Origin of the sequence: Streptomyces sp. NPDC085524 (genome assembly GCF_044541755.1) — a bacterium.
Lineage (GTDB): Bacteria > Actinomycetota > Actinomycetes > Streptomycetales > Streptomycetaceae > Streptomyces.
This window is the reverse complement of record NZ_JBITTH010000010.1, coordinates 157,183-179,817: the sequence shown is the minus strand read 5'-3', so window position 1 is coordinate 179,817 and position 22,635 is coordinate 157,183. Positions and strand designations below refer to the sequence as shown.

The 22,635-nt window shown below is 73.7% G+C and carries 21 protein-coding genes; 12 read left to right on the top strand and 9 right to left on the bottom strand.

Translation table 11 applies throughout. The features are described 5' to 3' along the window. Nucleotides 1-13: 13 nt before the first annotated feature. Complete coding sequence (locus ACIGFK_RS17730) at nt 14-1,546, top strand: ATP-dependent DNA ligase (protein ID WP_400052507.1); 1,533 nt, start codon at nt 14-16, stop codon at nt 1,544-1,546. Nucleotides 1,547-1,559: 13 nt separating this feature from the next. On the opposite strand, the gene ACIGFK_RS17725 is transcribed toward ACIGFK_RS17730, so the two are convergent. After that, on the bottom strand, nt 1,560-2,540 hold the full coding sequence (locus ACIGFK_RS17725; protein WP_376658454.1) for a CorA family divalent cation transporter: 981 nt from the start codon (nt 2,538-2,540) through the stop codon (nt 1,560-1,562). Between the two features lie 199 nt (nt 2,541-2,739). On the opposite strand from ACIGFK_RS17725, the gene ACIGFK_RS17720 reads away from it, so the two are divergent. The 4 genes from ACIGFK_RS17720 (at nt 2,740) to ACIGFK_RS17705 (ending at nt 5,239) form a co-directional block, all read left to right on the top strand. Next, nucleotides 2,740-3,390 (top strand): helix-turn-helix domain-containing protein, encoded by a 651-nt coding sequence (locus ACIGFK_RS17720; protein WP_400052505.1) that lies wholly within the window; start codon nt 2,740-2,742, stop codon nt 3,388-3,390. 19 nt (nt 3,391-3,409) lie between these two features. Continuing rightward, a complete protein-coding gene (locus tag ACIGFK_RS17715; RefSeq protein WP_376658456.1) occupies nt 3,410-3,610 on the top strand; it encodes a DUF6126 family protein in 201 nt (66 codons plus the stop codon). Nucleotides 3,611-3,680: 70 nt separating this feature from the next. After that, nucleotides 3,681-4,763: a dihydrodipicolinate reductase gene (locus ACIGFK_RS17710; RefSeq protein ID WP_376658457.1), complete on the top strand. Its 1,083-nt coding sequence runs from the start codon at nt 3,681-3,683 to the stop codon at nt 4,761-4,763. Next, nucleotides 4,760-5,239 carry a carboxymuconolactone decarboxylase family protein gene (locus ACIGFK_RS17705; protein ID WP_376658458.1) on the top strand — a complete coding sequence of 160 codons (480 nt, stop codon included), beginning with the start codon at nt 4,760-4,762 and terminating at the stop codon, nt 5,237-5,239. The genes ACIGFK_RS17710 and ACIGFK_RS17705 overlap by 4 nt, the downstream gene beginning before the upstream one ends. 60 nt (nt 5,240-5,299) lie before the next feature. On the opposite strand, the gene ACIGFK_RS17700 is transcribed toward ACIGFK_RS17705, so the two are convergent. The 3 genes from ACIGFK_RS17700 to ACIGFK_RS17690 all read right to left on the bottom strand — a co-directional run bounded on the left by ACIGFK_RS17700 (nt 5,300) and on the right by ACIGFK_RS17690 (nt 9,224). Continuing rightward, on the bottom strand, nt 5,300-6,955 hold the full coding sequence (locus ACIGFK_RS17700) for a GMC oxidoreductase (RefSeq protein ID WP_400052502.1): 1,656 nt from the start codon (nt 6,953-6,955) through the stop codon (nt 5,300-5,302). Nucleotides 6,956-7,046: 91 nt separating this feature from the next. After that, nucleotides 7,047-7,673 carry a DUF6629 family protein gene (locus ACIGFK_RS17695; protein ID WP_376658460.1) on the bottom strand — a complete coding sequence of 209 codons (627 nt, stop codon included), beginning with the start codon at nt 7,671-7,673 and terminating at the stop codon, nt 7,047-7,049. A gap of 33 nt (nt 7,674-7,706) precedes the next feature. Beyond that, the gene (locus tag ACIGFK_RS17690) at nt 7,707-9,224 is read right to left on the bottom strand and encodes a DHA2 family efflux MFS transporter permease subunit (protein ID WP_400052500.1); all 1,518 of its coding nucleotides are present in this window, start codon (nt 9,222-9,224) and stop codon (nt 7,707-7,709) included. Nucleotides 9,225-9,379: 155 nt separating this feature from the next. Here ACIGFK_RS17690 and ACIGFK_RS17685 point away from each other — a divergent pair, with 155 nt between their 5' ends. From ACIGFK_RS17685 to ACIGFK_RS17675, 3 genes are all read left to right on the top strand, one after another. Continuing rightward, the gene (locus ACIGFK_RS17685; RefSeq protein ID WP_386469995.1) at nt 9,380-10,276 is read left to right on the top strand and encodes a hypothetical protein; all 897 of its coding nucleotides are present in this window, start codon (nt 9,380-9,382) and stop codon (nt 10,274-10,276) included. Nucleotides 10,277-10,322: 46 nt separating this feature from the next. Continuing rightward, complete coding sequence (locus tag ACIGFK_RS17680; protein WP_386469992.1) at nt 10,323-11,624, top strand: cytochrome P450; 1,302 nt, start codon at nt 10,323-10,325, stop codon at nt 11,622-11,624. 119 nt (nt 11,625-11,743) lie between these two features. Further along, nucleotides 11,744-12,811, top strand: a complete 1,068-nt coding sequence (locus tag ACIGFK_RS17675) for a hypothetical protein (RefSeq protein ID WP_386469990.1) — start codon at nt 11,744-11,746, stop codon at nt 12,809-12,811. A 30-nt stretch (nt 12,812-12,841) separates the two neighbouring features. Here the strand turns inward: ACIGFK_RS17675 and ACIGFK_RS17670 are convergent, their stop codons facing one another. Further along, the gene (locus tag ACIGFK_RS17670; RefSeq protein WP_376658482.1) at nt 12,842-13,363 is read right to left on the bottom strand and encodes a gluconokinase; all 522 of its coding nucleotides are present in this window, start codon (nt 13,361-13,363) and stop codon (nt 12,842-12,844) included. A gap of 124 nt (nt 13,364-13,487) precedes the next feature. After that, complete coding sequence (locus ACIGFK_RS17665; protein WP_386469987.1) at nt 13,488-14,372, bottom strand: sigma-70 family RNA polymerase sigma factor; 885 nt, start codon at nt 14,370-14,372, stop codon at nt 13,488-13,490. A 224-nt stretch (nt 14,373-14,596) separates the two neighbouring features. Here ACIGFK_RS17665 and ACIGFK_RS17660 point away from each other — a divergent pair, with 224 nt between their 5' ends. After that, the gene (locus ACIGFK_RS17660) at nt 14,597-14,953 is read left to right on the top strand and encodes a hypothetical protein (RefSeq protein ID WP_376658466.1); all 357 of its coding nucleotides are present in this window, start codon (nt 14,597-14,599) and stop codon (nt 14,951-14,953) included. Between the two features lie 36 nt (nt 14,954-14,989). On the opposite strand, the gene ACIGFK_RS17655 is transcribed toward ACIGFK_RS17660, so the two are convergent. Further along, nucleotides 14,990-15,376, bottom strand: a complete 387-nt coding sequence (locus ACIGFK_RS17655) for a VOC family protein (RefSeq protein WP_376658467.1) — start codon at nt 15,374-15,376, stop codon at nt 14,990-14,992. Nucleotides 15,377-15,383: 7 nt separating this feature from the next. Next, nucleotides 15,384-17,348, bottom strand: coding sequence for an ABC transporter ATP-binding protein (locus tag ACIGFK_RS17650; RefSeq protein WP_386469982.1), 1,965 nt, complete (start codon nt 17,346-17,348; stop codon nt 15,384-15,386). A 147-nt stretch (nt 17,349-17,495) separates the two neighbouring features. Between ACIGFK_RS17650 and ACIGFK_RS17645 the strand changes: the two genes are divergently transcribed. Both ACIGFK_RS17645 and ACIGFK_RS17640 read left to right on the top strand, forming a co-directional pair. Next, the gene (locus ACIGFK_RS17645; protein ID WP_376658469.1) at nt 17,496-18,149 is read left to right on the top strand and encodes a hypothetical protein; all 654 of its coding nucleotides are present in this window, start codon (nt 17,496-17,498) and stop codon (nt 18,147-18,149) included. 95 nt (nt 18,150-18,244) lie between these two features. Continuing rightward, entirely contained in the window at nt 18,245-20,266 is a 2,022-nt protein-coding gene (locus tag ACIGFK_RS17640) for an AMP-binding protein (RefSeq protein ID WP_376658470.1), read from the top strand. On the opposite strand, the gene ACIGFK_RS17635 is transcribed toward ACIGFK_RS17640, so the two are convergent. Further along, a complete protein-coding gene (locus tag ACIGFK_RS17635) occupies nt 20,263-22,080 on the bottom strand; it encodes a GNAT family N-acetyltransferase (protein ID WP_400052495.1) in 1,818 nt (605 codons plus the stop codon). The two genes, ACIGFK_RS17640 and ACIGFK_RS17635, sit on opposite strands and share 4 nt — an antisense overlap. Nucleotides 22,081-22,176: 96 nt before the next feature. Here ACIGFK_RS17635 and ACIGFK_RS17630 point away from each other — a divergent pair, with 96 nt between their 5' ends. Continuing rightward, the gene (locus ACIGFK_RS17630) at nt 22,177-22,599 is read left to right on the top strand and encodes a DUF350 domain-containing protein (RefSeq protein WP_376658472.1); all 423 of its coding nucleotides are present in this window, start codon (nt 22,177-22,179) and stop codon (nt 22,597-22,599) included. Nucleotides 22,600-22,635: the final 36 nt, after the last annotated feature.

The following is a 22,635-nucleotide window of genomic DNA, read 5'->3' as shown; positions in this document are numbered from 1 at the left end:
CGAGGATGGCCGCATGCTGCTGGCCGAGCTCGCGCGCGTGTCCCGGGAGGTCGCCGACACCTCCGCCCGCTCCCGGAAGACCGCCCTGCTCGCGGAGGTCTTCGCCGCCGCCCCGCCCGAGGAGGCCGGCCTGGTGATCTCCTACCTCGCCGGACGCCTTCCGCAGGGCCGCCCGGGCATCGGCTGGCGCGCCCTGGCCCAGGAGACACCTCCCGCGCGGGAGCCCACCCTCACGGTCCTCGACGTCGACCACGCGGTGACCGCACTCGCCGCCGCCAAGGGCGCCGGATCGCAGGCGGAGCGGCACCGGATCATCGGCGACCTGCTGGGCGCGGCCACCGGGGCCGAGCAGGGGTTCCTGCGCAGCCTCCTCTCCGGCGAGGTGCGCCAGGGCGCGCTCGACGCGGTGGCCCTGGAGGGCGTGGCCGCGGCCGCCGGGGTGCCGGCCGCCGGTCTGCGCCGGGCGGTGATGCTGGACGGCTCGCTGCCCCGGGTCGCGGCGGCCGTACTGGCCCGGGGCGCGGGAGCGCTCGGCGAGTTCACCCTGCGCGTCGGGCAGCCCGTACAGCCCATGCTGGCGAACACCGCCGCTTCGCTGGCCGAGGCCCTGGAGGCGCTGGGACCCTGCGCGGTGGAGGAGAAGCTCGACGGGATCCGGGTGCAGGTCCACCGCGAGGGCGAAGCCGTACGGGTGTACACGCGCTCCCTCGACGACATCACCGACCGGCTCCCGGAGGTGGCGGAGCTGGCCCGGGCGCTGGAGGGGGAGCGGTTCATCCTCGACGGCGAGGTGATCGGCCTCGCGCCGGACGGCCGCCCGGTCCCCTTCCAGGACATCGCGAGCCGGGTCGGCTCCCGCGTGGACGTGGCCGCGGCCCGCCGGACCCTCCCGGTCGTCCCGTACTTCTTCGACATCCTGGCCCGGGACGAGGAGGTCCTGCTCGACCTGCCGGTCCGCGAGCGGTACGAGGCCCTCGCCGCCCTCGTGCCGGAGCGCGCCCGGGTGGGCCGGCTGGTCGTCGAGGACCCGGCGGTGCAGGCGGCCGAGGCCGAGGAGTTCCGGGCCGGGACCCTGCGGCGCGGCCACGAGGGCGTCATGGTCAAGGCCCTCGACTCCTCCTACGCGGCGGGCCGGCGCGGGAAGCACTGGCTCAAGGTGAAGCCCGTGCACACCCTCGACCTGGTGGTCCTCGCGGCCGAATGGGGCCACGGCCGGCGCACGGGACTGCTGTCGAACCTGCACCTGGGAGCACGGGCCGCCGACGGCACCTGGGCCATGCTCGGCAAGACCTTCAAAGGGCTCACCGACGAGATGCTGCACTGGCAGACCGGTGCCCTGCGCGCCCTCGCCACCTCGGACGACGGCTTCACCGTGCGGGTGCGGCCGGAGCTGGTCGTGGAGATCGCCTACGACGGCCTCCAGCGCTCCCCGCGCTACCCGGCGGGCGTGGCCCTGCGCTTCGCGCGGGTGCTGCGCCACCGCCCGGACAAGACCGCGGACGAGGCGGACACGGTGGACACGGTCCTGGCGGCGCACTCCCGGTAGCGGACATGCGGGTTCAGTCGTCGTCGACGTCGCTGTCGTCCTCGCGCAGCCTGCGCCAGAGGTTGGTGCGGTGGAGCACGTACAGCGCCGCGAGCAGGAAGAGCACCTGCAGGCCCACGGCGAGGATCCAGAAGACGGCGCGGCTCTCCAGCTCGTCCGTCAGGTAGGCGAAGTTCATGCCGAAGAACCCCGTCAGGAAGGTCAGCGGCAGGAAGATCGTCGACACCACCGCCAGCCGGTTGATCACGCCGTTCTGGTCGCCCGAGACCAGGGAGGAGTAGCTGCCGAAGGCCCGCCGGGCGCTCTCCTGGAGGGACTCGATGTCCGCGAGCACCAGGTTCGCGGTGCGCCGGTACTCGCGGGCCAACTGCCCGCGCTCCTCCCGGAAGCCCCGGTTCATCACCCGGCGCGTCACGCTCTCCTCCGCCACCCGGTGGTAGGGGAGCAGGGTGTGGTGCAGCAGGGCCGCGGTGCGCCGCAGCCGCGACAGGCGGTACAGCTGCTCGGGCTCGCGCCGGCGGAACATGGCGTCCTCCAGGTCCTCCACCTCCAGCAGGGCCTGGACGGCGGCCCGGCGGTAGGTCTCCATGGCCTCGTCCAGCAGAAGGAAGAGCACGGCCACGGAGTCCTGCGGGGCCTCGAGCGGGAACCGTGCGATGACGTCCCCGATCAGGGGCGCCGGCCCCCGGTGCGCCGTGAGCAGGTACCGCTCGGTCACCAGGACGTGGACGTGGACGACCCGGTCCGCGTCGACCGCGGGCACGACGAACGCGCCGCCGTCCCCGCGGATCTCCGCCCGGGCGGATTCGTCCTGGCGCCCGAGCCACGGCACGTCCGCGGCCTCCAGTCCGAGCAGCTGGGCGAGGGGCGGTTCGTCGGCCGCCTCCTCCTCGGGCAGTTCCACGTCCACGAACAGGAAGCGGGACGTGGCGAGGCGCTCGCGGGCCTGCCACGCATCGCCACGGGTCAGGGTGCCCTCCGGCATGGACAGCATCGATACGATCATCGTCCCTCGCCGTAGGTCATCCGGTGCCGTGGATCCCAGCCTGTACGGCGCTGGACCCCGCGCAACCGTGGTGGCGCATTCGCCCCCCACGGGCCCTCGAACAGGTGAGACCGGCCGTCGGCCCGCGTGTTTTGCCTCAGAGGCAAGAAGGTTTGCCAGGCGGGTAATCCTCTGGCTCAATCGGCGTATGACATCCGGATCCGACACCGGCCCCGAAGGCGCCGCCGGTACCGACGGCCCGGCGGACGAGCTGCCCGCCGTCGCCCCGCAACTGCGCGAGCTGCGCCGGCGCGCGGGCCTCACCCTGGAGGCCGCCGCCGCCCGGGCCCGGCTGTCACCCGCCCACCTGTCCCGGCTGGAGACCGGCCGCCGCCAGCCCTCGCTGCCGCTGCTGCTCGGGCTCGCCCGCACCTACGGCACGACGGTCTCCGAGCTGCTCGGCGAGAGCCCGGCCGTCGCCGATCCCATCGTACGGGCCGGCGGCCCCGGCGCCCGGGAGGCCGACGGCTGGACGTACTGGCAGGCCGGCGGCTCCGGACGCGGGATGCAGGCGCTGCGCGTGCACGTCCCGCACGGCCGCAGCCAGGGCGAACTGGTCCGCGTACACCCCGGCGAGGAATGGCTGTACGTACTCGACGGGCGGCTGCGGCTGCACCTCGGGGAGGCCGAGCACCTCCTCGGACCGGGGGACAGCGCGCACTTCGATTCGCTCACCCCGCACCGGATCGGCGCGGCCTCCTCGGGCGGGGCCGATCTGCTGTTCGTCCACACCCTGCTGCAGAGCAGCCTCGCCGGGCTGTGCCTCGGCGGGACCACCACGTCCACGCACCGCCCCTGACCGAGGAGGAACCGCAACCATGTCCCGAGGAGAGACCCCGGTGAGCACCGCGGACGCCGTCGCCCCCGTGACCCCCGCACCCCCGTTGACCCTGCGGGCGCGCTTCGAGTCGAAGTTCCCGCGCGGCCTCGTGATCCGGCTGGTCGCCTACCTGTTCGTCGGCCACCTCTTCGCCTTCTTCGTGTACCTCCTCTTCGTCCTCGGAGCCAAGAACCAGTGACGCCGCGGAGCGCGTGACTGCACCCCGCACGACTCTGGAAACGTGCAGGTCCTGTGGCTACCCTCCGCGCATGATTCCCACGGTTGTCTGGGGCACCGGCAACGTCGGCCGTTTGGCCATTCGTGCCGTCGAGGCCCATCCCGCGCTGGAACTCACCGCCGTCATCGTCCACGATCCGGCCAAGGTCGGCCGCGACGCGGGCGAACTCGGCGGACTCCACCACCCGTTGGGGGTGGCGGCCACCGACGACATCGAAGCCGTACTGGCCGCCCGCCCCCGGGCCGTGGTGTACGCCGCCTCCGGCGACGTCCGCCCCGACGAGGCACTCGCCGACATCACCCGGGCCGTCCGGTCCGGCGCGGTCGTCGTCAGCCCCGCCCTCTATCCGCTCTACGACCACCGCAGCGCCCCACCGGAGTTCCGCGATCCGGTGCTCGCGGCCATCGCGGAGGGCGGCGGCTCGCTCTTCGCCTCCGGCGTCGACCCCGGCTGGGGCAACGACGTGCTCCCGCTCCTGATCAGCGGACTGGGCACCACCATCGACGCCATCCGCTGCCAGGAGATATTCGACTACTCCACCTACGACCAGCCGGACTCCGTCCGCTACCTCGTCGGCATGGGCCAGCCCATGGACGACGAGCCGATGATGCTCATGCCCTCCATCCCGACCATGGTGTGGGGCGGGCAGATACGGATGATGGCCCGCGCCCTCGGCGTCGAACTCGACGGGATCCGCGAGACGTCGGAGCGCCGCGCGCTCGACACCACCGTGACCACCCGGACCATGGGCGAGTTCGAGGCCGGCACCCAGGGGGCCATCCGCTTCGAGGTGCAGGGCATCGTCGAGGGCGAACCCCGCATCGTCATCGAGCACGTCACCCGCATCCACGCCTCGTGCGCCCCGGACTGGCCGACCCCGCCCGACGGCGGCGACGGCGCCCACCGGGTCGTCATCGAGGGCCGCCCCCGCATCGAGGTCACCGTCGAGGCCACCGACGAGGGCGACAACCGCTCGGCCGGCGGCAACGCCACCGCCGTGGGCCGTCTCGTGAGCGCCATCGACTGGCTCACCGAGGCGGAACCCGGACTCTACGACGCCCTCGACGTCCCGCTGCGCCCCGCCATCGGCAGACTCGGAAGGAAGCAGTCATGAAGATCGACATCCCTGAAGGCCAGCACCCCATCGAGTACGTCTGGGGCGACATGGTCCCCGGCATCGGCATGGCCGCGGCGAACTTCTCGCTGTCGGTGTACGCCCACACGACCCTGGGGCTGCGGGAGTTCGAGGCGGCCCGGCTGCGCGTCGCGCAGATCAACGGGTGCGTCTTCTGCCTCGACTGGCGCACGGAACGCGACGGGGAGAAGGTCGAGGAGGAGTTCTCCGAGGCGGTCACCGAGTGGCGCACCACCGGGGCCTTCGACGACCGGACGCGCCTGGCGGCTGAGTACGCCGAGCGGTACACGCTCGACCACCACGGCCTCGACGACGAGTTCTGGGACCGGATGACCGCGCACTACAGCCAGCTGGAGATCGTGGAGCTGACCATGAGCATCGGCTCCTGGCTGGCCTTCGGCCGGCTCAACCACGTGCTGGGCCTCGACAGCGTGTGCGTCCTGCCCGGCCACTGAGCGGGTCTACCGCAGCCGCCGTACGGCGGCTGCGGTGGGGGGTGAAGGCTCGGCTGCCTCTTACAGGTCGGTGGCGATGATCTTCTCGATGTTGCGCTCGGCGAGCGCCGTGATCGTGACGAACGGGTTCACGCTGGTGTTGCCGGGGATCAGCGCGCCGTCGATCACGTACAGACCGCTGTAGCCGTGCAGGCGGCCGTAGTTGTCGGTGGCCTTGTTCAGCACCGCGCCGCCCAGCGGGTGGTAGGTGAGGGTGTCGTTCCAGATCTTGTAGGCGCCGAACAGGTCGGTCCGGTAGATCGTGCCCTCCTTCGCGTTGATCTTGTCGAAGATGGTCTTGGCCATGTCGATGGAGGGCTGCTTCCACGCGGTCTGCCAGCTGAGGTCGGCCCTGCCGGTGGCGGCGTTCCAGGTGAACTCGGCGCGGTTCGGGTTCTTGGTGATCGACAGGTAGAACGAGGCGTACGTCTCGATCCCGGTGGGCAGCGGCGCCACTTCGGCGAACGCCCCGCCGGCGTCCCAGTTGTCGATCCCGGAACAGGGGATGGTCGACTGGAGCTTGCCGGTCGGGTCCCACATGTGGTTGGCGCGGCCGCACATGACGTTGCCGTTGTCGCCCCAGCCCTTGCCGACCTCGCCGTTGAGGTTCGCCAGCGCGCCCGTGGCCTTCAGCTGGACCAGGAGCTTGCTGGTGCCGACGCTGCCGGCCGCGAAGAACACCCGCTCCGCCGTCACCGTCTTGGTGGCCACGGTGTCGCCGGTGGTGTTCAGCTGGTCGATGACGACCGCGTAGCCGCCGCCGGCCGCGGGGGAGACCGAGGTGACCTTGTGGAGGGGGGAGATGGCGACCCGGCCCGTGGCCTTCGCCCGGGCGAGGTAGGTCTGGTTCAGGGACTTCTTGCCGTGGTTGTTGCCGTACAGGATCTCGCCGTCCAGCGCCGACTTGGCGGCGGTACCCGCCTGCTCCTGCTTCATGTAGTCCCAGTCGTACACGTTGGGCACGAAGGTCCACGCGAAGCCGGAGCGCTGGGCGTGCTTGCGGCCCACCCGGGAGAACTGGTAGCACTCGGCCGTCTCGAACCAGGCCGGGTCCACCATCCCGACCCCGAGGCCCGCGTTGGCCCTCGGGTAGTAGGTGCTGTACATCTCCTCGGCGTCCACCGACGGCAGGACGGACTGGAAGTTGGCCCGCTTGGGCGTGACCGCCATGCCGCCGTTGACCAGCGAGCCGCCGCCCACGCCGCGGCCCTGGTAGACCGTGATGCCGGCGAAGTCCTCGGCGTCGAGGATGCCCGTGTACTTCGGGACGTCCTTGTCGATGGGGAACCCGAGGAAGTTGCTCAGCGGCGCCTTGGTCCGGGTGCGCAGCCAGAACGACCGGTAGTCCGGGCTGGTCACCTTGGGGAAGACCTTGCCGTCCGAACCCGGGGTGACCCAGTCCATGCCCATCTCGATCATCTGCACGTCGACACCCGCCTCGGCGAGCCGCAGCGCAGCCACGGACCCGCCGTAGCCGGTGCCGATGACCAGTGCCGGTACGCGGGCTCCGTCGGCGATGGGGCCGGCCGCGGCAGCGGCCTGATCCTGTGCCTGGGCGGCAGCGGGGGTGATGTGACCAGCGAGGGTCACGGCCCCGAGAATGGAACTCGTTCTAGCGATGAATCCGCGGCGCGAAAATCCATTGGAATCGTTTCCGGGCAGGGCTCTGTCACTCATGTGACGTTCCTCACTCTCGGCGGAATGGGAACGAGTTCTACTGCTGCCCTCGTGTGAAGTCACTACATACGTCTAGGTAACTTTCGGTCGATCACGTAACGGCGGGGGCCGGTTCCCGGCGCCGGACCCACCCCAGGACGAGGAGGGAGGCGACCGCCGCGAAGGCGCACCACGTGGAGGCGAATTCCAGTCGCCACAGCGCTGAGCAGGCCAATGCCCCGGCGGCCAGCACCCCGCCGAGGACCCGCAGGCGCCGGTTCCCGGAGAGCAGCAGGGAGCCCAGCGTGGCGAACAGGTAGCCCGCCAGGACCAGCGGCATCCACGGAACATTCACGCCGTACCCGAGGGTGCGCCCCCGCACCTCGGCGCTCACCGCCGCCGTCGACAGGCAGTAGGCCAGCACGCCCGCCGTGACGAGGCCGGCGGCGAGCGGCCCCCGCAGGCGGCGCCGGGCCTCCGGCGCGGCCGCGAGGAGCACCCCGAGGGGGACCCATACGGGCAGCAGGGGGAAGGCGATCACGGCCCAGGCCGTGGCGGCGGGGGAGCGGCCGCCGCCCGAGGCCCAGACGGCGGCCTCCAGCAGCTGGTGCACGCCCAGCAGCAGCGGCAGCGCGGCCAGCGGCAGATCGCGGACGCGCCGCACCCGGGCCAGGCACACCGCTCCGACGGCGGTGATGGCCGTGCCCGCGATCAGATCGGCCGTCGCGCTCCAGCACACGGGTTCAGCCCGGATCCGGCCGCAGCGGCGCGGTCAACTCGGCCCGCTCCCCCCGGCGGCCCCCCGAGGGGGTTCGAGCGGCGGAGCCGCCACCGCGCAGTACGTGTGGCACTCCGGGTGGCAGGCCCCGGGCGCGGGGTTCCGCACGGTCGCCCAGGCCACGACGGCGCCCACCGCGAACGCCCCCGCGCACCAGCCCATCGCCCGCCCGAACGCCGCGTCGAACTCGACCGCCGAGCGGTACGACTCCGGCCCCATGCCCGCCAGCAGCGGCAGCGCCGCCACCGCGAGCAGCCCGGCCACGCGGGCCGCGGCGTTGTTGATGCCGCTGGCCAGGCCCGCCCGGCCCGGGTCCACCGAGGACAGCACGGTCGCCGTCAGCGGAGCCACCAGGGCCACCAGTCCCATGCCCATCACGGCCATCGCCGGCAGCACGTCCCCCACGTACGAGGCGTCCGGCCCCACCCGCAGCATCAGCAGCGCCGCGGCCGCGCACAGCAGGGGCCCGGCCGTGAGCGGGATCCGCGGCCCGATCCGCTCGCCGAGCTCGCCCGAACGCGCCGACAGCAGCAGCATCAGCAGCGTGGTCGGCAGCATCGCCGCCCCGGCGGCCAGCGCCGAGAACCCGGACACCACCTGGAGCTGGAGCACGACGAGGAAGAAGAACCCGGAGATCGCCGCATACACGCACAGGGTCACCAGATTGACGGCCGTGAACTGCCGGGAGCGGAAGATGTCCGGAGGCAGCATCGGATCCGCCCGCCGCCGCTCCAGCCGGACGAACGCGACCGCGAGCAGGACGCCGCCCACCGCCGCGGCGATCACCGGCGCCGACGCCGCCTGGGCCTCGATGAGCGCGTACGTGAGCAGCGCCAGCGAGGCCGCCCCCAGTACCGCACCGGCCACGTCGAACCGGCCGTGCGCCGTCGGATCCCTCGATTCCGGTACGTGCCGCAGCGCCACCGGCACGCACACCGCGGCCAGCGGCACGTTCAGCAGGAACACCCAGCGCCAGCCGGGCCCGTCCACCAGCCAGCCGCCGAGGAACGGCCCCACCGCAGCCCCCACCCCGCCCAGCCCCGACCACAGGCCCACGGCCCGTCCCCGGTCCTGGCCCCGGATCGAGCCCTGGATCAGCGCGAGCGAACCGGGCATGAGCAGCGCCCCGCCGACGCCCTGCAGCGCGCGGGCGGCGACCAGCACCCCGGCGTTCGGCGCGATCCCGCAGAGCAGGGAGCCCACCGCGAACCAGACGACGCCCAGCACGAACACGCGCCGCCGCCCGAAGCGGTCGCCGAGCGCCCCGCCGGCGAGGATCAGCCCGGACAGGGTCAGCAGATAGGCGTTGACCGTCCACTGGAGCACGGCCAGATCCGCGCCGAGGTCCTCACCGATGCGCGGCAGCGCCACGTTGACCACGGTCGAGTCCAGCATCGCCATGCTCGACCCGAGCACCGTGGTCAGCAGGATCCACCGGCCCCGCGCCGACGCGATCGCGACATCGGGACCCCCGGGAGCGCCGGGATCACCGGAACCGGCGGGTGCGGTCATGCCCCCAGGCTGGCGCGCCCGGCCGCGAAAGGCCACCCGGAGGCACCATCCCGAGGACGCCGCGGGGCGGGCGGACCGGCATTCGAGTGGCCGGCGCGCGGACTCCGGCGCGACGGGCCCCGGGGCCGGTGCGCGGCTCGTTAGCGTGGCTGACCATGACGCTCCTGAGCGACCAGGCCGATGACATCCGGGCCCTCGTGGCGGCCGCCGACCCCGGGGCGGTGTGGGCCTTCGGGGACTCAGGCGGCGTCCACGCGGGCTCGCACGACGGGGGCACCGTCCTGGACGCGGGCGGGCTGCGCGGGGTGCTGGCCCTCTGGCCGGTGATCGGGAGCCTCGTCGACGAGGGCTCCCTCCGGCTGCACACCCCGATCGCGGCCTACGGGGACACGGACGCTCCCGCCGGGACCACCGCCCACCACCTCCTCACCCACCCCGCCGGGACCGCCGACCTCACCCGGCTCGCCGAACGGATCTCCGGCAGCCCCCTCGGCGAGCTCGCCGCCGCCCGGATCTGGGGCCCCCTCGGCATGACCGCCACCCGGTTCGCCGACGGCACCCTGTACGCGCCCCTCACCGACCTCGTCCGCTTCCTGAGCCACCTCCTCGCACCGGAGCCCGAACGGGAGCCGGAGCCGGTCCCGGGGCCGGGCCCTGGACGGGACCCGGGGTCGGGCCCTGGACGGGACCCGCGGCCGGGCCCTGGACGGGACCCGCGGCCGGGCCCCGGATCGGGCCCCGGGCCGGAAGGGCGGGAGCAGCCGCCCGGCCCTCCGGCACCCACCCGCGCCTGGACCGCCGAGTCCCTCCGCATCCGCACCGGCGAACTCACCCCCGCCCGGGGCCTCCTCTGGCACCCCGCCCCCCAGGGCGTCTGGACCCACCCGGCCCCGGCGGACGACGGCCCGGCCGTATGGATCTCCCCGCGCCTCCACCGGTGGGCGCTCCTCGTGCCGACGGCCGCCGCGCAGCGGCCCCTGCGCTCCGCCTTCCGCGACGCCGCCTTCCAGCGGACCGGCGCTCGCGCACTCCCGGGGTGGGACGTACGGTGATGCCGATGTCACCGACCGTCGTTGTCCCGGCTGCGGAGGTACACGCATGCGTACGGTCCAAGGGGCCGCCCTGGACGGGCTGAGAGCCCGCGTACGGGCCCTCGGCGCGGAAGCTCCGGACCGGCGGGCACCCGCCGCCCCCACCTTCGGCGCCCGCCTGCGGGGCTTCGTCCGTACGGGCACACCACGCGCGACCGCCGCCGCCCTGCGCGCCCTGCGGGCCCGCCGGGGCGATGCGCCCGCCCTCCTGCGCACCCGGTCCGGCCGCACCTTCCTCGTCCTGCTCGACCCCCGCGACCTCGACCGCTTCTACGCCGAACCCGTGAGCCTCCTCGCGGCCGATCCGCCGGAGAAGTGCCGGGGCCCGGCCTCCGAGGAGCCCGCCGGCATCGGCTGCTCCCGCGGCGAACTGCGCGCCCAGCGGCGCCGGATCAACGAGGAGACGCTCGTCCCGGGCATCCCCGTACACCCCTCCTGCGGCACCTTCCTCGCGGCAGTCGCCGCGGAAGCCCCCCACCTGACCGCCGCCCGCACCCTCGACCTCGTACGCGCCCGGCACGCGGTGCACCGCGCGGCCCGCAGGATCGTGCTCGGCGAGGACGCCGCCTGCGACGAGGAGCTCGCGGGCTGGCTGCGCCAACTGCGCGGCGGCCGGGCCCGGTCCGCCCGCACCGTGTACGCCAAGGCCCACACGCGCATCCAGCAGTACGCCGCCCACGCGGGCGACGACACCCTCGTCGGCCGGGCCACCCGCCGCGCGGACCCGGCAGGCGCCCTCGACCCGCTGCGCCAGGCGCACCACTGGCTCCTCGCCATGGACGCCGTACCGGGAACGCTGCTGCGCACCCTGCTCCTGCTCGGCGCGCACCCGGCGGAACAGGACGCGGCCGCCGCGGAAGCCGCGCGGGGCGGGGACGCCGGCGAACTGCCGCGCCTGCGGGCCTGCGTCCGGGAGGCCCTGCGGCTGTACCCGGTGGTGCCCGACCTGATCCGCGTCACCCGCGCCGAGACCGAGTGGCGGGGCGTGCGCTACCCGCCGGGCACCTCCGTACTGCTGCCCGCCGCCTTCCACCAGCGCGATCCCGAACGGGTGCCGGCCGCGCACGTGTTCGTCCCGGGCCGGTGGAAGAACCCCGAAGCCGACCAGGACATCCGGATCGCCCCCTTCAGCCACGGCGGCGGCCGCTGCCCGGGCGACCAGCTCGGCCTGATGATCACTGCGGCGTTCGCCGCGGAGGTCCTCCGGGGCCACCGGCTCGCCGCCGGCCGGCCGGTCCTGGACCCGGTGGGCCCACTGCCCGCCACGCTCGACCCGGGTGCCATCCGGGTCACCCTCACCCGGCGCTGACGGCGGCTCCCGTCCCCGGACCCGCCCGCCGCGGTGCCCCGCCGTCCCCGATTCCTCCCCACCCGCTTGCCCTCACCCCCTTGTCCTCCGCTTCCCCTGGCCGACCTCAAGAGGAACCCATGCCCGACGCCGCGACCGCGTCCTCGTCTTCCTCGTCGTACCCGCCGTCCCCGCCCCCCGGCCCGGACGCCGATCTCCTCGACGCCCTGTGCCGCGCGCTCGCCGAGGCCGCCGACGCGGTCGGCGAGGCCGCCCGAGACGCCTCCGCACTCGCCCTCGGCCGCCGGCTCTCCGCCGCGGCCCTCGCCCGGGGCGGCGCACGCCGGCTCGGCTGGCGCACCCTGCTGCGCACCCTCACCGACCCCGCGGGGCTCGGCTGGGCCCCGCGGGGCCGGGGCGTGGCGGGGGTGGGCCGGATCGCCGGGGTCCTGACGGGCCGCGAAAGCCTCGCGATCAGCATTGCGGTCTGCGGGCTCAGGGCCCGGATCCGGGCGGCGGGCACATCCTGCCCCGAACTCCTCGCCGACCCGGGCGCGGCCGCCGTCCTCACCGCGGTCCGGGAGGGCCGGCAGGCCGACGCGGTCCGGCTGTTCCGGCGGATCGTGCGGGACCAGGGCGCCGAGCACGCCTTCGCGCTGCTGTCCCCGTACTTCGCCGACATCCTCGCCTGGAGCGCCCTGACGGACGTCAACCCCTTCAACGACCACGCCGGCTGGCAGGTCGCCACCGGGCGGGCGCAGACGGCCGAGCCGCTCCTCGGGCTCGGCGCCGCCTTCCTCGCCTTCTGCGACCGGGGCCGGGGCCTGTCGGAACGGCCCGCGGGGCGTTCCGCCGAGCCGGCTGCCCGGCCCGCCTCCAGGCCGTACGCCCGGCAGCCCGCCTGGCTGTCCGCCGTACAGCCGGCCCGCTCCCGGCAGTACGCCGCCCGCCGCCGGGCTGCCGCGCAACTGCCCCGGCGGGCCCCGCGTCCGGTGTCCGGCGGCCCGCCCGGCCTCTGCGACCACGCCGCCGCGCTGCGTTCGCACGCGGTCCGGCTGCGTGCGACGGCCGCCGCGCCGGGCTGGCACGGCCCCGGGACGGACGCGCTGCGCGCCGAGGTGGCGGGCCTCGCCGACCGCTGCACGACGGCGGCCGACGGCCTCGCCCTGGCCGCCGTGCAGCTGCAGGACGGGCTGCAGGACGGGTGACGGCGGCGGCGCGGTGCAGGGGCCTGCCGCTCAGCTCTCGCCGGCGCGCAGCCGGCGCAGGGCAGCCAGCGCCCGTTCCGTGACGTCCTCCGGGGATCCGGACACGTCGACGGCGACGCCGGGTTCGTCCGGCCGGAGCGGCTCCAGGGCGGCGAACTGGGAGTCCAGCAGGGTGGTGGGCATGAAGTGCCCCTTGCGGGCCGCCATCCGCTTCTCGATCAGCGGGCGGTCACCGGTGAGGTGGACGAACACCGCCCCGGGCGCCGCCGCGCGCAGCCGGTCCCGGTACACGCGCTTGAGGGACGAGGCCGCCACCACCCCGCCGCTCCGCCGGGCGCTGTTGCGGATCCACTCGCCGATGGCGTCCAGCCACGGCCACCGGTCGGCGTCGTCCAGCGGGGTGCCGGCGGACATCTTGGCCACGTTGGCCGCGGGGTGGAAGGCATCGCCCTCCGCATACGGGACGCCCAGGGCCTCCGCGAGCAGTTGGCCCACGGTCGTCTTGCCCGTGCCGGCCACGCCCATCACCACAATGACGCGCTGGGTGCTCACGTCCACCTCGCTGCTCTCGTCGACATCGGTCCGTACGACACCACTGAAGCGCATTTCCCGCCGCCGTGGCCCGCTCCACGGTGCCGGTGCGGTCACCCGCACCGGCACCCCGCACCGGCACGGGTCAGGCGTCGAGCACGGCGATCTCGATCCCGCTCAGCCGCTCCGGCTCCGCGACGATGTCGATCGCGGTGATCAGCCCGTCCTCGACGGTGAAGCGGAGCACCAGGAACAGCTGTCCGTACGGCGCCATCGCGAGGCCGACCACGCCGTCGACCAGTGCGGTCTGCGTGGCCAGGGCGCGCTGCATGGCGGCCATCGCACCCGTGGCCACGGGGACCGCGCCGTTGACGACGATCGGCCGCGGGGAGGGGCCGACCGCCGTGTCGGCGGTGAGCACCACACCGGGGTGCAGCAGGGTGACCAGCGCGTCGAAGTTCCCGCCGCGGGTGGCGGCCAGGAAGGCGTCCACGACGGCCCGCTGACGGGTCAGATCGGCATCGGGAACCAGCGGCACGCCCTTGACGCGGCGCCGCGCGCGGCTGGCGAGCTGCCGGGTCGCGGCCGGGGTCTTCTCGACCATCGCGGCGATCTCGTCGAAGGACACGGAGAACATGTCGTGCAGGACGAACGCGAGCCGCTCGGCCGGTGCCAGCTTGTCGAGCACGACCAGCAGCGCCAGCCCGACCGAGTCGGCCATCACCGCCTCCTGCTCGGGGTCGACCCCGTCCTCGCGGACGGCGGCCGGGTCGGTCGGGTAGGCGTCGATGGAGTCCTCGCGCCGGCTCTGGCGGCTGCGCAGCATGTTCAGGCACACCCGCGACACGACCGTGGTCAGCCAGCCCCCGAGGTTCTCGACCTCACTGGTGTCGGAGCGGTCCAGGCGCAGCCAGGCCTCCTGGACGGCGTCGTCGGCCTCGCTGAGCGAACCGAGCATCCGGTAGGCCACTGCTCTGAGGTGAGAGCGGTGCTCCTCGAAGCGCTCCGTCAGTTTCGAGCTCTCGTCCACTTGTTCCCTTCCTCCCCTAAGCGGATGGTGATCAAAGTAGACCATCGGCATTTCGCCGATACGGCGGCGCGAGAACGGGAGTTGGGGCCGGAAGCGGTGGTCCGGGCAGGTCGCCGGCGCCGGACGGTCCTTCGGCGCCCGGCATAATGGCGCCGGACAGCCGAAGCGAGTGAGCGAGCGAGACGCCGGGCCGAAGAACGGCCCGGCAGGAGAGGGAGCCCCTGATGGATGTGCAGCACTTCGAGCGGATCACCGCATTCATCGAAGCGCGGCTCACCCCGCTGTTCGACGCGGAGACGGGGAGCGAGTACGGCTTCTCCATGGACGACACCGGCCGCGCGCTGCGGGCGCTGCGCAATGCCGTCCTCGAGGCTTCGGCGATCAAGGGCCTGCTGGAGAAGCGCGCGTCGGCCGACCCGGCCATGCGCCGCGTCATCGACCAGTCGGTGGAGCACAACTGGGACGTGCTGCGCGGGATCGCCCGCCAGTGGGAGGACCACGCCGACTTCCGCCACGAGTTCAAGCACCACGCCTGGGAGCTCGACCACCACCACCACGACGTGGTCTCCGCGGAGGCCTGATCCCCCGGCACGCCGTGACGGCCGCCCCTGCGCGGATCACGCGGAGGGTTCGGCCGCCGCGCGGGGTGTGGTCTGCTGGACCGCCCAGCCGTTGCCGTCGGGGTCCGAGAAGTAGACGAAGGACCCCCAGGGCATGTCCTGGATCTCGGTGATCTCGATGCCCCGGCCCCGCAGGTCGGCGTACGCCTCCTCGATGTCGGCGACGACGACCTGCATGTTGTCCAGCGATCCCGGGGCCATCCGGGTGAGCCCCTTGCCGATCGCGATCGAGCAGGCCGACCCCGGCGGGGTCAGCTGCACGAAGCGGATCTCCTCGCTCACCGTCACGTCGTGGTCGGCGTTGAAGCCGATCCGCTCGTAGAAGGCCTTGGCCCGGTCCACATCGGTGACGGGTACGGCGACCAGCTCCAGCTTGATGTCCATCACAGCATCATGCGCCAGGGGCCGGGACGCCGCCGCCCGGAGCGGTCGCCCCGTCATCCGGGACCGGGACGCCGTCACCCGGGACCGGGACGCCGCCGCCCGGAGCCGCGTCCGCCGCCGCGAACTGGGTCCGGTACAGCTCCTCGTAGCGTCCCCGCGCCGCCAGCAGCTCGGTGTGCGTGCCCCGTTCCACGATCCGGCCGTCCTCGACGACCAGGATCAGGTCCGCCGCCTGCACGGTCGACAGCCGGTGCGCGATCACCACCGCGGTCCGGCCCGCGAGGGCCTCGCCCAGGGCCTCCTGCACCGCCGCCTCCGAGGTGGAGTCCAGGTGGGCCGTGGCCTCGTCGAGGACCACCACCCGCTGCCGGGCGAGCAGCAGCCGGGCGATGGTCAGCCGCTGCCGTTCGCCGCCCGACAGGCGGTAGCCGCGCTCGCCGACGACCGTGTCCAGCCCGTCGGGCAGCGAGGCGACGAGGCCGTCCAGGCGGGAGCGCCGCAGGGCCTCCCAGATCTCCTCCTCGGTGGCACCGGGCCGGGCCAGCAGCAGGTTCGCCCGTACGGACTCGTGGAAGAGGTGCCCGTCCTGGGTGACCATGCCGAGGGTCTCGCGGATCGAGTCGGCGGTGAGGTCCCGTACGTCGATCCCGCCGAGCCGGACCGCGCCCGCGTCCGCGTCGTACAGCCGCGGCAGCAGCTGCGCGATGGTCGACTTGCCGGCGCCGGACGAGCCCACCAGGGCGATCATCTGGCCGGGCTCCGCGCGGAAGGACACCTCGTGCAGCACCTGCGTCCCGCCCCGGGTGTCGAGGGTGGCGACCGACTCCAGCGAGGCGAGCGAGACCTTGTCGGCGGAGGGGTAGCCGAAGGACACCGCGTCGAACTCCACGGTCACCGGCCCGTCCGGCACCCGACGGGCCTCCGGCTTCTCGGCGATCAGCGGCTTCAGGTCGAGGATCTCGAAGACCCGCTCGAAGCTGACCATGGCGCTCATCACCTCGACGCGGGCGCCCGCGAGCGCGGTGAGCGGGGCGTACAGCCGCGTCAGGAGGAGGGCGAGGGCGACGACGGAACCGGCGTCCAAGGTCCCGCGCAGTGCATAGAAGCCGCCGAGGCCGTAGACGAGCGCGAGGGCCAGGGCGGAGACCAGGGTGAGGGCCGTGATGAAGGCCGACTGGGCCATCGCCGTACGGATCCCGATGTCGCGCACCCGTGCCGCCCGCGCCCGGAACTCGGCGGACTCGTCCGCGGGCCGCCCGAAGAGCTTGACCAGCGTCGCACCGGGAGCGGAGAAGCGTTCCGTCATCTGGGTGCCCATCGCCGCGTTCAGCGCCGAGGCCTCCCGCTGCATCGCGGCCATCCGCGCGCCCATCCGGCGGGCCGGCAGCACGAACACGGGCAGCAGCACCAGCGCGAGGAGGGTGATCTGCCAGGAGATGCTCAGCATCACGGCCAGTGTGAGCAGCAGGGTCACGGTGTTGGCGACCACGCCCGACAGGGTGTTGCTGAAGGCCCGTTGGGCACCGATCACGTCGTTGTTGAGCCGGCTGACCAGGGCGCCCGTCCGGGTGCGGGTGAAGAAGGCGACCGGCATCCGCTGCACGTGGTCGAAGACCGCCGTCCGCAGGTCCAGGATCAGCCCCTCGCCGAGGGTCGCGGACAGCCTGCGGGTCAGCAGCCCCAGCCCCGCCTCGGCGACGGCGATCAGGGCGATGAGCAGGGCGAGGCGGACGACCGTGTCACCGTCCCGCCCGGCGACGATGGCATCGACGACCCGGCTCGCGAGCACCGGGGTGGCCACCGCGAGCAGGGCGGTGACCACGCTCAGCAGCAGGAAGAAGGTGAGCCCGCGGCGGTGCGGGCGGGCGAAGGCGGCGACGCGGCGCAGGCTCGCCCGGGAGAGCGGGCGACGGTCCTGCTGGGCGTTGATCGCGCTGTGGAGCGAGGTCCAGGCGGTGACTTCCATGTCCATGGCCCGAAACGCTATTGCCTCAACCAAACTTGAGGTCAAGGGCTTCACCGAGACACCGCAAGTCCCCAACGAAAACAAGCCAGTTGACTGGAGAAACACCCTCCGGCGATCATTCCCGCGGCAGATCCGTCCATCCTCGGGGGACCCGTGAACACCGTGCGCCGCAAGATCGCAGCCATCGTCGGATCCATCGGCCTGGCCCTCACCCTCGGCCTGGTCACAGCCGGCAGCGCCCACGCCGGCTCCAACGGCCAGCAGATCATGATCCTCAACAACGGCATGACCGCGAAGACCGTCCTGGTCTGGGGCAGCGACCAGAACGGCAACTCCGTCAGGCAGTGCTTCTCCATCTCGGGATACCAGACCTGGATCTCCGGATGGTGGTGGAAGGGCAGCATGTCGGTCTACTTCTACGACGACTCCACGAATTGCAGCAACAACAACCCCAACAACAGAAGCTACTCGTGGAACGTGGACATCCCCGCGACTTCCAGCAACGACTGGCAGGCCATCGGGCGGCCCGGCAACACCACGCTCGACAACATCAACCGGCAGATCGACTTCTACGACAACCGGCACGTCGCCAACTCCGTGAAGGTCGTCGGTTACAACCAGAACGGCACCCTCACCGAAGGCTGTTGGTCGACGCCCGGATGGAACACGCAGTTCAACGGCTGGTGGTGGAAGTTCGGTCCGACCCTCTACCTCTACAGCAGCAGCAACTGCACCGGCAGCTACAACTCGACCGTCAAGACCGGCATGGGCGGGCGTGACGGAACCTGGTACGGCGCCACGAACTGACCCGGTGCCCTTGGAGGGGACGCCCAACGTGCGCCCCCTCCAAGGGAAATGGCGGAGCCCCACCCGCTGTCGGTGCCCGGTGGCATCATCGGTCCATGACGCAGGGATCCGAGTCAGTCCGCTTCGACAAGAGCACCACCGACACCGTCCTGCACCGCTTCGAGCAGTGGGCGCGCGAAACCCCCGACGGGCTCGCCGTCGTCGCCGGCCACGAGAGCTTCACCTACGAGCAGCTCGACACGGACGCCAACCGGCTGGCGCACCACCTGCTCGCCTCCGGCCTGCCGCCCGGAGGCCTCGTCGCGATCGGCACCACCCGCCAGGCCGAACTCCTCATCGCCCTCCTCGCCGTCCTCAAGGCCGGCGGTTCCTACACCGTCGTCGACGTCGACGCACCGCGCACCGGACGGCTCCAGCTCACCGCCGTCGAGCCCTTCGCGCTGCTCACCCGGGCCGCGCAGGAAGCGGGGCTCGACAACGGGAGCGGCCTGCGGGTGATCCGCCTGGAGGAGCAGACCGCCGCCGTCGCACGGCAGCCCGCCGGGCCGCCCGGGGCCGCGGCGCACGCCGGGACCGCTGCGGTCCTGTTCACCGCCGGAGCGGAGCCCCGGGCCGTACCCACCAGCCATACGACGTTGCTCGCCGCGTACGAGGGGTGGGCCGAAGTGGCCCGGCCGGCCCCCGAGGACCGACACCTGATCACGGCCGGAGCAGCCCTCACCGACTTCGCCGCGGGCTGGACCCGGGCCCTGTGCTCCGGCGGCACCCTCGTCCTCCCCGTCATCTCCCCCTGGAAGCCCGAGGACCTGCGGAGTGCGATCGACGGCGAACGCGTCTCCGTCCTGCACACCGACCCGGCCGGCGCCGAACGGCTCCTCGTGCGCGGGGCGAAACGCGCACCCGGGATTCCCCGGAGCCGGGGCACGCTCGGGGCGGACTTCGGGGCCCTGCGCCTGCTCGCCCTCACCGGGGACCGGGTCTTCCTCGACGAGCTGGACGCCCTCCAGTCGCGGTTGCGGCCGGGCGTACGGGTGCTGGTCGTCTACGGCCCGGCGGAGACGGCCGGAATCGGCACCCACTTCGAACTTCCGCAACTGCGCGGCCCGGTCGACGAACCGTACGGCCTCTCGCTGCTCGGCCTTCCCTTCCCCGGCTGCGCTGTGGACGTCCGGGACGGGCAGATACGGCTCACGCCGCCCGGGGGCGGCGACGCGATCCCCACGGGGGACCTCGGGCTGCTCCGCCCGGACGGCCTGCTGGAGTTCCGCGGCCGGATCCGGGACCGGATCGCCGTGCCGGGCGGCACCCTCGACCCCTATCCGGTCGAGGCCGCGATCCGGAGCCACCCCGGCGTCGGCCGGGCGGCCGTCACCGCGGTCGAGGACGGCACAGGGGCCCGGCGGCTCGTCGCGTACCTCGCCCCGCCGCCCGGTGACGAGATCGCCTGGGACGCGGCCGCCGCACTGCCGGACATCGGAGGAGTGCGCGACCACCTCGCGGGCGTCGTCCTCAAGGCGGAGACCCCGCGCAGCGTCATCAAGCTGCGAGCCCTGCCGCGCGGCAGGGCCGGCCAGGAGGACCGGACGGCCCTGCCGCTGCCGGCCCGGCACGTCCCCGAGGCGGTGGCCCGGCCCAACAAGTTCGGCGGCGTGGCGCAGGCCGCCGGGGATCCGGGCGGCTGCGCCTTCGGATGCATGGCGGCGGTGGTGGGCTTCGTCGCCCTGCTGCTCACGAACGTGCTGTGGCCCGGCTCGACGGACCTCAGCGGGGTGCCCAACCCCTGGGCGGCCCTCTTCTTCATCCTCTACGTGTGCGAGGTGCTCGCCTTCGGCGCCGGAGTGCTGTTCCTGATCAACGGGCACCGCAGGATGAAGCACCGCAAGCTGGGCCGGCGGCGCACCAGGGCCGCCCATCTCGCCGCGAGCTACCTGCTCCTGGCCTGGTGGCCGCAGGACAACCTCTACCGGCTGGCGGCCAAGCAGGACTGGCCGCAACAGGCACTCCTCGTCTACCTGTTCAACGTTCCGCTGATGATCGCGGGCCTCATCGTGGCCGTGTTCCTCGCCAGGAAGCCGGACGACCCCTTCCACTTCGACCCCGAGGAGGAAGAGGACTAGAGCGGGGCCGGCGGGCCGAACAGGGCGTCCACCGCCCGCGCCGCGGCCCGCACCCGCGCTTCCGCCGCGTCCAGGACCTCCCTGCTGTGCGCGGCCACCAGCACACCCAGCCAGGGCGACGGTTCGAACGCCCCCGTCGGGATCGCGGGGACGAACACCGCCCCGAGCCGCGCGCACTCCCGGGCCAGGTCCGCGCACAGCTCGTCCAGCTGGGCTTCGGGCAGCCGTGCGCCCAGCTCCACCCGGTCGACGATCCGTACGAGGTGCCCCGCGCCCCGCAGCGCGTCGAGCCGGGCCGCCACCATGAAGGCGACGGACGGCCCGGTCAGCCGCAGGTTCGTCTCGGTCGGCGCGAGCCGCCGCCCCCCGTCGGCCACGAAGTCCACGTCGAACCAGCCCCGGTAGCCGGCCGCCGCCAGCTCGCGGCCCACGGCCCCGCCGAAGGCCGTCAGGGGCTTCTCCGCCCACTCGGGCACCACCCCGGGCCCGACGGTGGCGCCCGCGTAGCAGCCGTCCCGCACCTCCATCACCGCCCCGCCGACCTCGTGCACGCGGCCGTCGGCGCCCACGAAGCCGTCGTAGGTGAGGTCGCGCGGACCGTCCTCCCGCGCCGGGCCCTCGACGTACTCCTCCACCAGCAGCGGGCCGCGCGGCAGCCGCCGCACCAGGGCGCGGGCCCCGCCTGCCGCCCGCACCCGCTCGGGCGTGACCACCGTCGTGCCCGAACCCCCGACGCCGTGCTCCGATTTCAGAACGGTGCTTTTCCCCGCCCTGGCCCGGTCGGACAGCAGCCGGACCGCCGCCCGCCGGGTGGCGGCCCGCCACTGCGCGGGGAGCCGGATCCCCGGATGCCCGCCCTCCGCCAGGATCCGGCCGAACAGCTCGTGCGCCGCCGACTTCGACTCGTACCGCAGCTGCCCGGGCCGCCACGGCCGGCCCGTCAGCTCCCCGAACGGCCGCGTCAGCCCCCACGGTACGAGCGGCAGCCCGGCCCCCGTCAGCCGTGCGGCGAGCGCGGGCCGCGCGCGCACCGCGTCGAGCAGCCCCGGACCCCGCTCCACCAGCCCGTCGTACACCTCGACCTCCGACCAGCCCAACTCGCGGCCCACCAGGTCGGTCCAGCCCCGCGGCACCGCCCGCGGCAGCACCAGCACGGCAGGGTCGGGGCTGTAGAAGGCGGCCAGGCACGCGTAGTGGTGGGCGGGCCGCTGCTCCCCGTCCAGGGTGGCATCGGCGAACTGGGCGTTGAACTCCGCGACATTGCCCAGGTGCACGGCCCGGCCGCCGCCGGTCCACTCCCGCGCCCAGGCGGCGAGCGGGGCGGGGGCCGCCTCGAAGGGCACGAGGGCGTACGGCTCCGCACCGCCGCCCCGGCCCTGGTCCGCACCGCCGCCCCGGCCCTGGTCCGCACCGCCGTCCGCCGCGGCCCGCGCACCCATCGCCCGGTAGAACCCGGCCGCGTGCGGATCGGAGTCGATGGCCAGGCGGCGCACCCCCAGCGCCACCGCCCGCCGCAGGGCGTCCCGGTACAGCAGCCGCCCCACGCCCCGCCCGATGGCCGCCGGCTCGACGAAGAGCAGCCCGAGCACGGCGTGCGGGGGAGCGCCCTCGAGGGAGGCGAGTCCGAGCACCGCCCCGCGTTCGTCCTCGGCCACCACGACCCGGCGGGCCGCCACGTCCCCGGCGCGGATCCGCAGTTCCGCGGCGCACGCCGCGAGGAAGCCGGCGTCGTACCCCCAGTACGCCTTGGACCGCATCACCAGCCCGGTCAGGGCCTCCGCCTCGTCCGCCCGCGCAGGCCTGACCTTTACCAATTGCCGACCTCCCCATGGTCCACCGATGGGCCGTGCGATACATTCGGCCAGCCCACGGCACATGTTTATCCCACCCACGCGGAGACAGGCTTCTCAATGAGCGACATCGTCAACGGACTTGGACGCACCAGCGCCTACGGTGCCCTCGGCCTGGTCCTGCTGATCCTCGGCATCGTCCTGGTGGACGTCCTGACGCCCGGGAAGCTGCCCAAGCAGATCTGGGAGGAGCGCAACCGCAACGCGGCCGTCCTGCTCAGCTCCGCGCTCCTGGGCATCGGCGGCATCGTCTTCACCACGATCTGGACCACGTACGACGACTTCGCCAAGGGCCTGCTGTCGACGGCGGCCTTCGGCGTGCTCGGCCTGGTCCTGATGGCGGTGGCCTTCCTCGTGCTCGACCTGGTCACCCCCGGCAAGCTCGGCGCCATCGTGGTCGACCCGGAGCCCCACCCGGCGGTCTGGGTCACGGCCTCCTGCAACCTCGCCGTGGCCGCCATCGTGGCCGCCTCGATCGCCTGACGCCCGCACCGCGTACGACAGGACGAGAGCGCCGCT

Bases quoted from the DNA above. Each gene is read 5' to 3' on its own strand.
- ACIGFK_RS17630 (WP_376658472.1), top strand. From the start codon at position 22,177: ATGAGCGACATCGTCAACGGACTTGGACGCACCAGCGCCTACGGTGCC.
- ACIGFK_RS17720 (WP_400052505.1), top strand. From the start codon at position 2,740: ATGACATCCGGATCCGACACCGGCCCCGAAGGCGCCGCCGGTACCGAC.
- ACIGFK_RS17690 (WP_400052500.1), bottom strand. From the start codon at position 9,224: ATGACCGCACCCGCCGGTTCCGGTGATCCCGGCGCTCCCGGGGGTCCC.
- ACIGFK_RS17675 (WP_386469990.1), top strand. From the start codon at position 11,744: ATGCCCGACGCCGCGACCGCGTCCTCGTCTTCCTCGTCGTACCCGCCG.
- ACIGFK_RS17700 (WP_400052502.1), bottom strand. From the start codon at position 6,955: ATGAGTGACAGAGCCCTGCCCGGAAACGATTCCAATGGATTTTCGCGC.
- ACIGFK_RS17705 (WP_376658458.1), top strand. From the start codon at position 4,760: ATGAAGATCGACATCCCTGAAGGCCAGCACCCCATCGAGTACGTCTGG.
- ACIGFK_RS17685 (WP_386469995.1), top strand. From the start codon at position 9,380: ATGACGCTCCTGAGCGACCAGGCCGATGACATCCGGGCCCTCGTGGCG.
- ACIGFK_RS17710 (WP_376658457.1), top strand. From the start codon at position 3,681: ATGATTCCCACGGTTGTCTGGGGCACCGGCAACGTCGGCCGTTTGGCC.
- ACIGFK_RS17680 (WP_386469992.1), top strand. From the start codon at position 10,323: ATGCGTACGGTCCAAGGGGCCGCCCTGGACGGGCTGAGAGCCCGCGTA.
- ACIGFK_RS17730 (WP_400052507.1), top strand. From the start codon at position 14: ATGCTGCTGGCCGAGCTCGCGCGCGTGTCCCGGGAGGTCGCCGACACC.
- ACIGFK_RS17725 (WP_376658454.1), bottom strand. From the start codon at position 2,540: ATGCTGTCCATGCCGGAGGGCACCCTGACCCGTGGCGATGCGTGGCAG.
- ACIGFK_RS17640 (WP_376658470.1), top strand. From the start codon at position 18,245: ATGACGCAGGGATCCGAGTCAGTCCGCTTCGACAAGAGCACCACCGAC.
- ACIGFK_RS17655 (WP_376658467.1), bottom strand. From the start codon at position 15,376: ATGGACATCAAGCTGGAGCTGGTCGCCGTACCCGTCACCGATGTGGAC.
- ACIGFK_RS17715 (WP_376658456.1), top strand. From the start codon at position 3,410: ATGTCCCGAGGAGAGACCCCGGTGAGCACCGCGGACGCCGTCGCCCCC.
- ACIGFK_RS17660 (WP_376658466.1), top strand. From the start codon at position 14,597: ATGGATGTGCAGCACTTCGAGCGGATCACCGCATTCATCGAAGCGCGG.
- ACIGFK_RS17650 (WP_386469982.1), bottom strand. From the start codon at position 17,348: ATGGACATGGAAGTCACCGCCTGGACCTCGCTCCACAGCGCGATCAAC.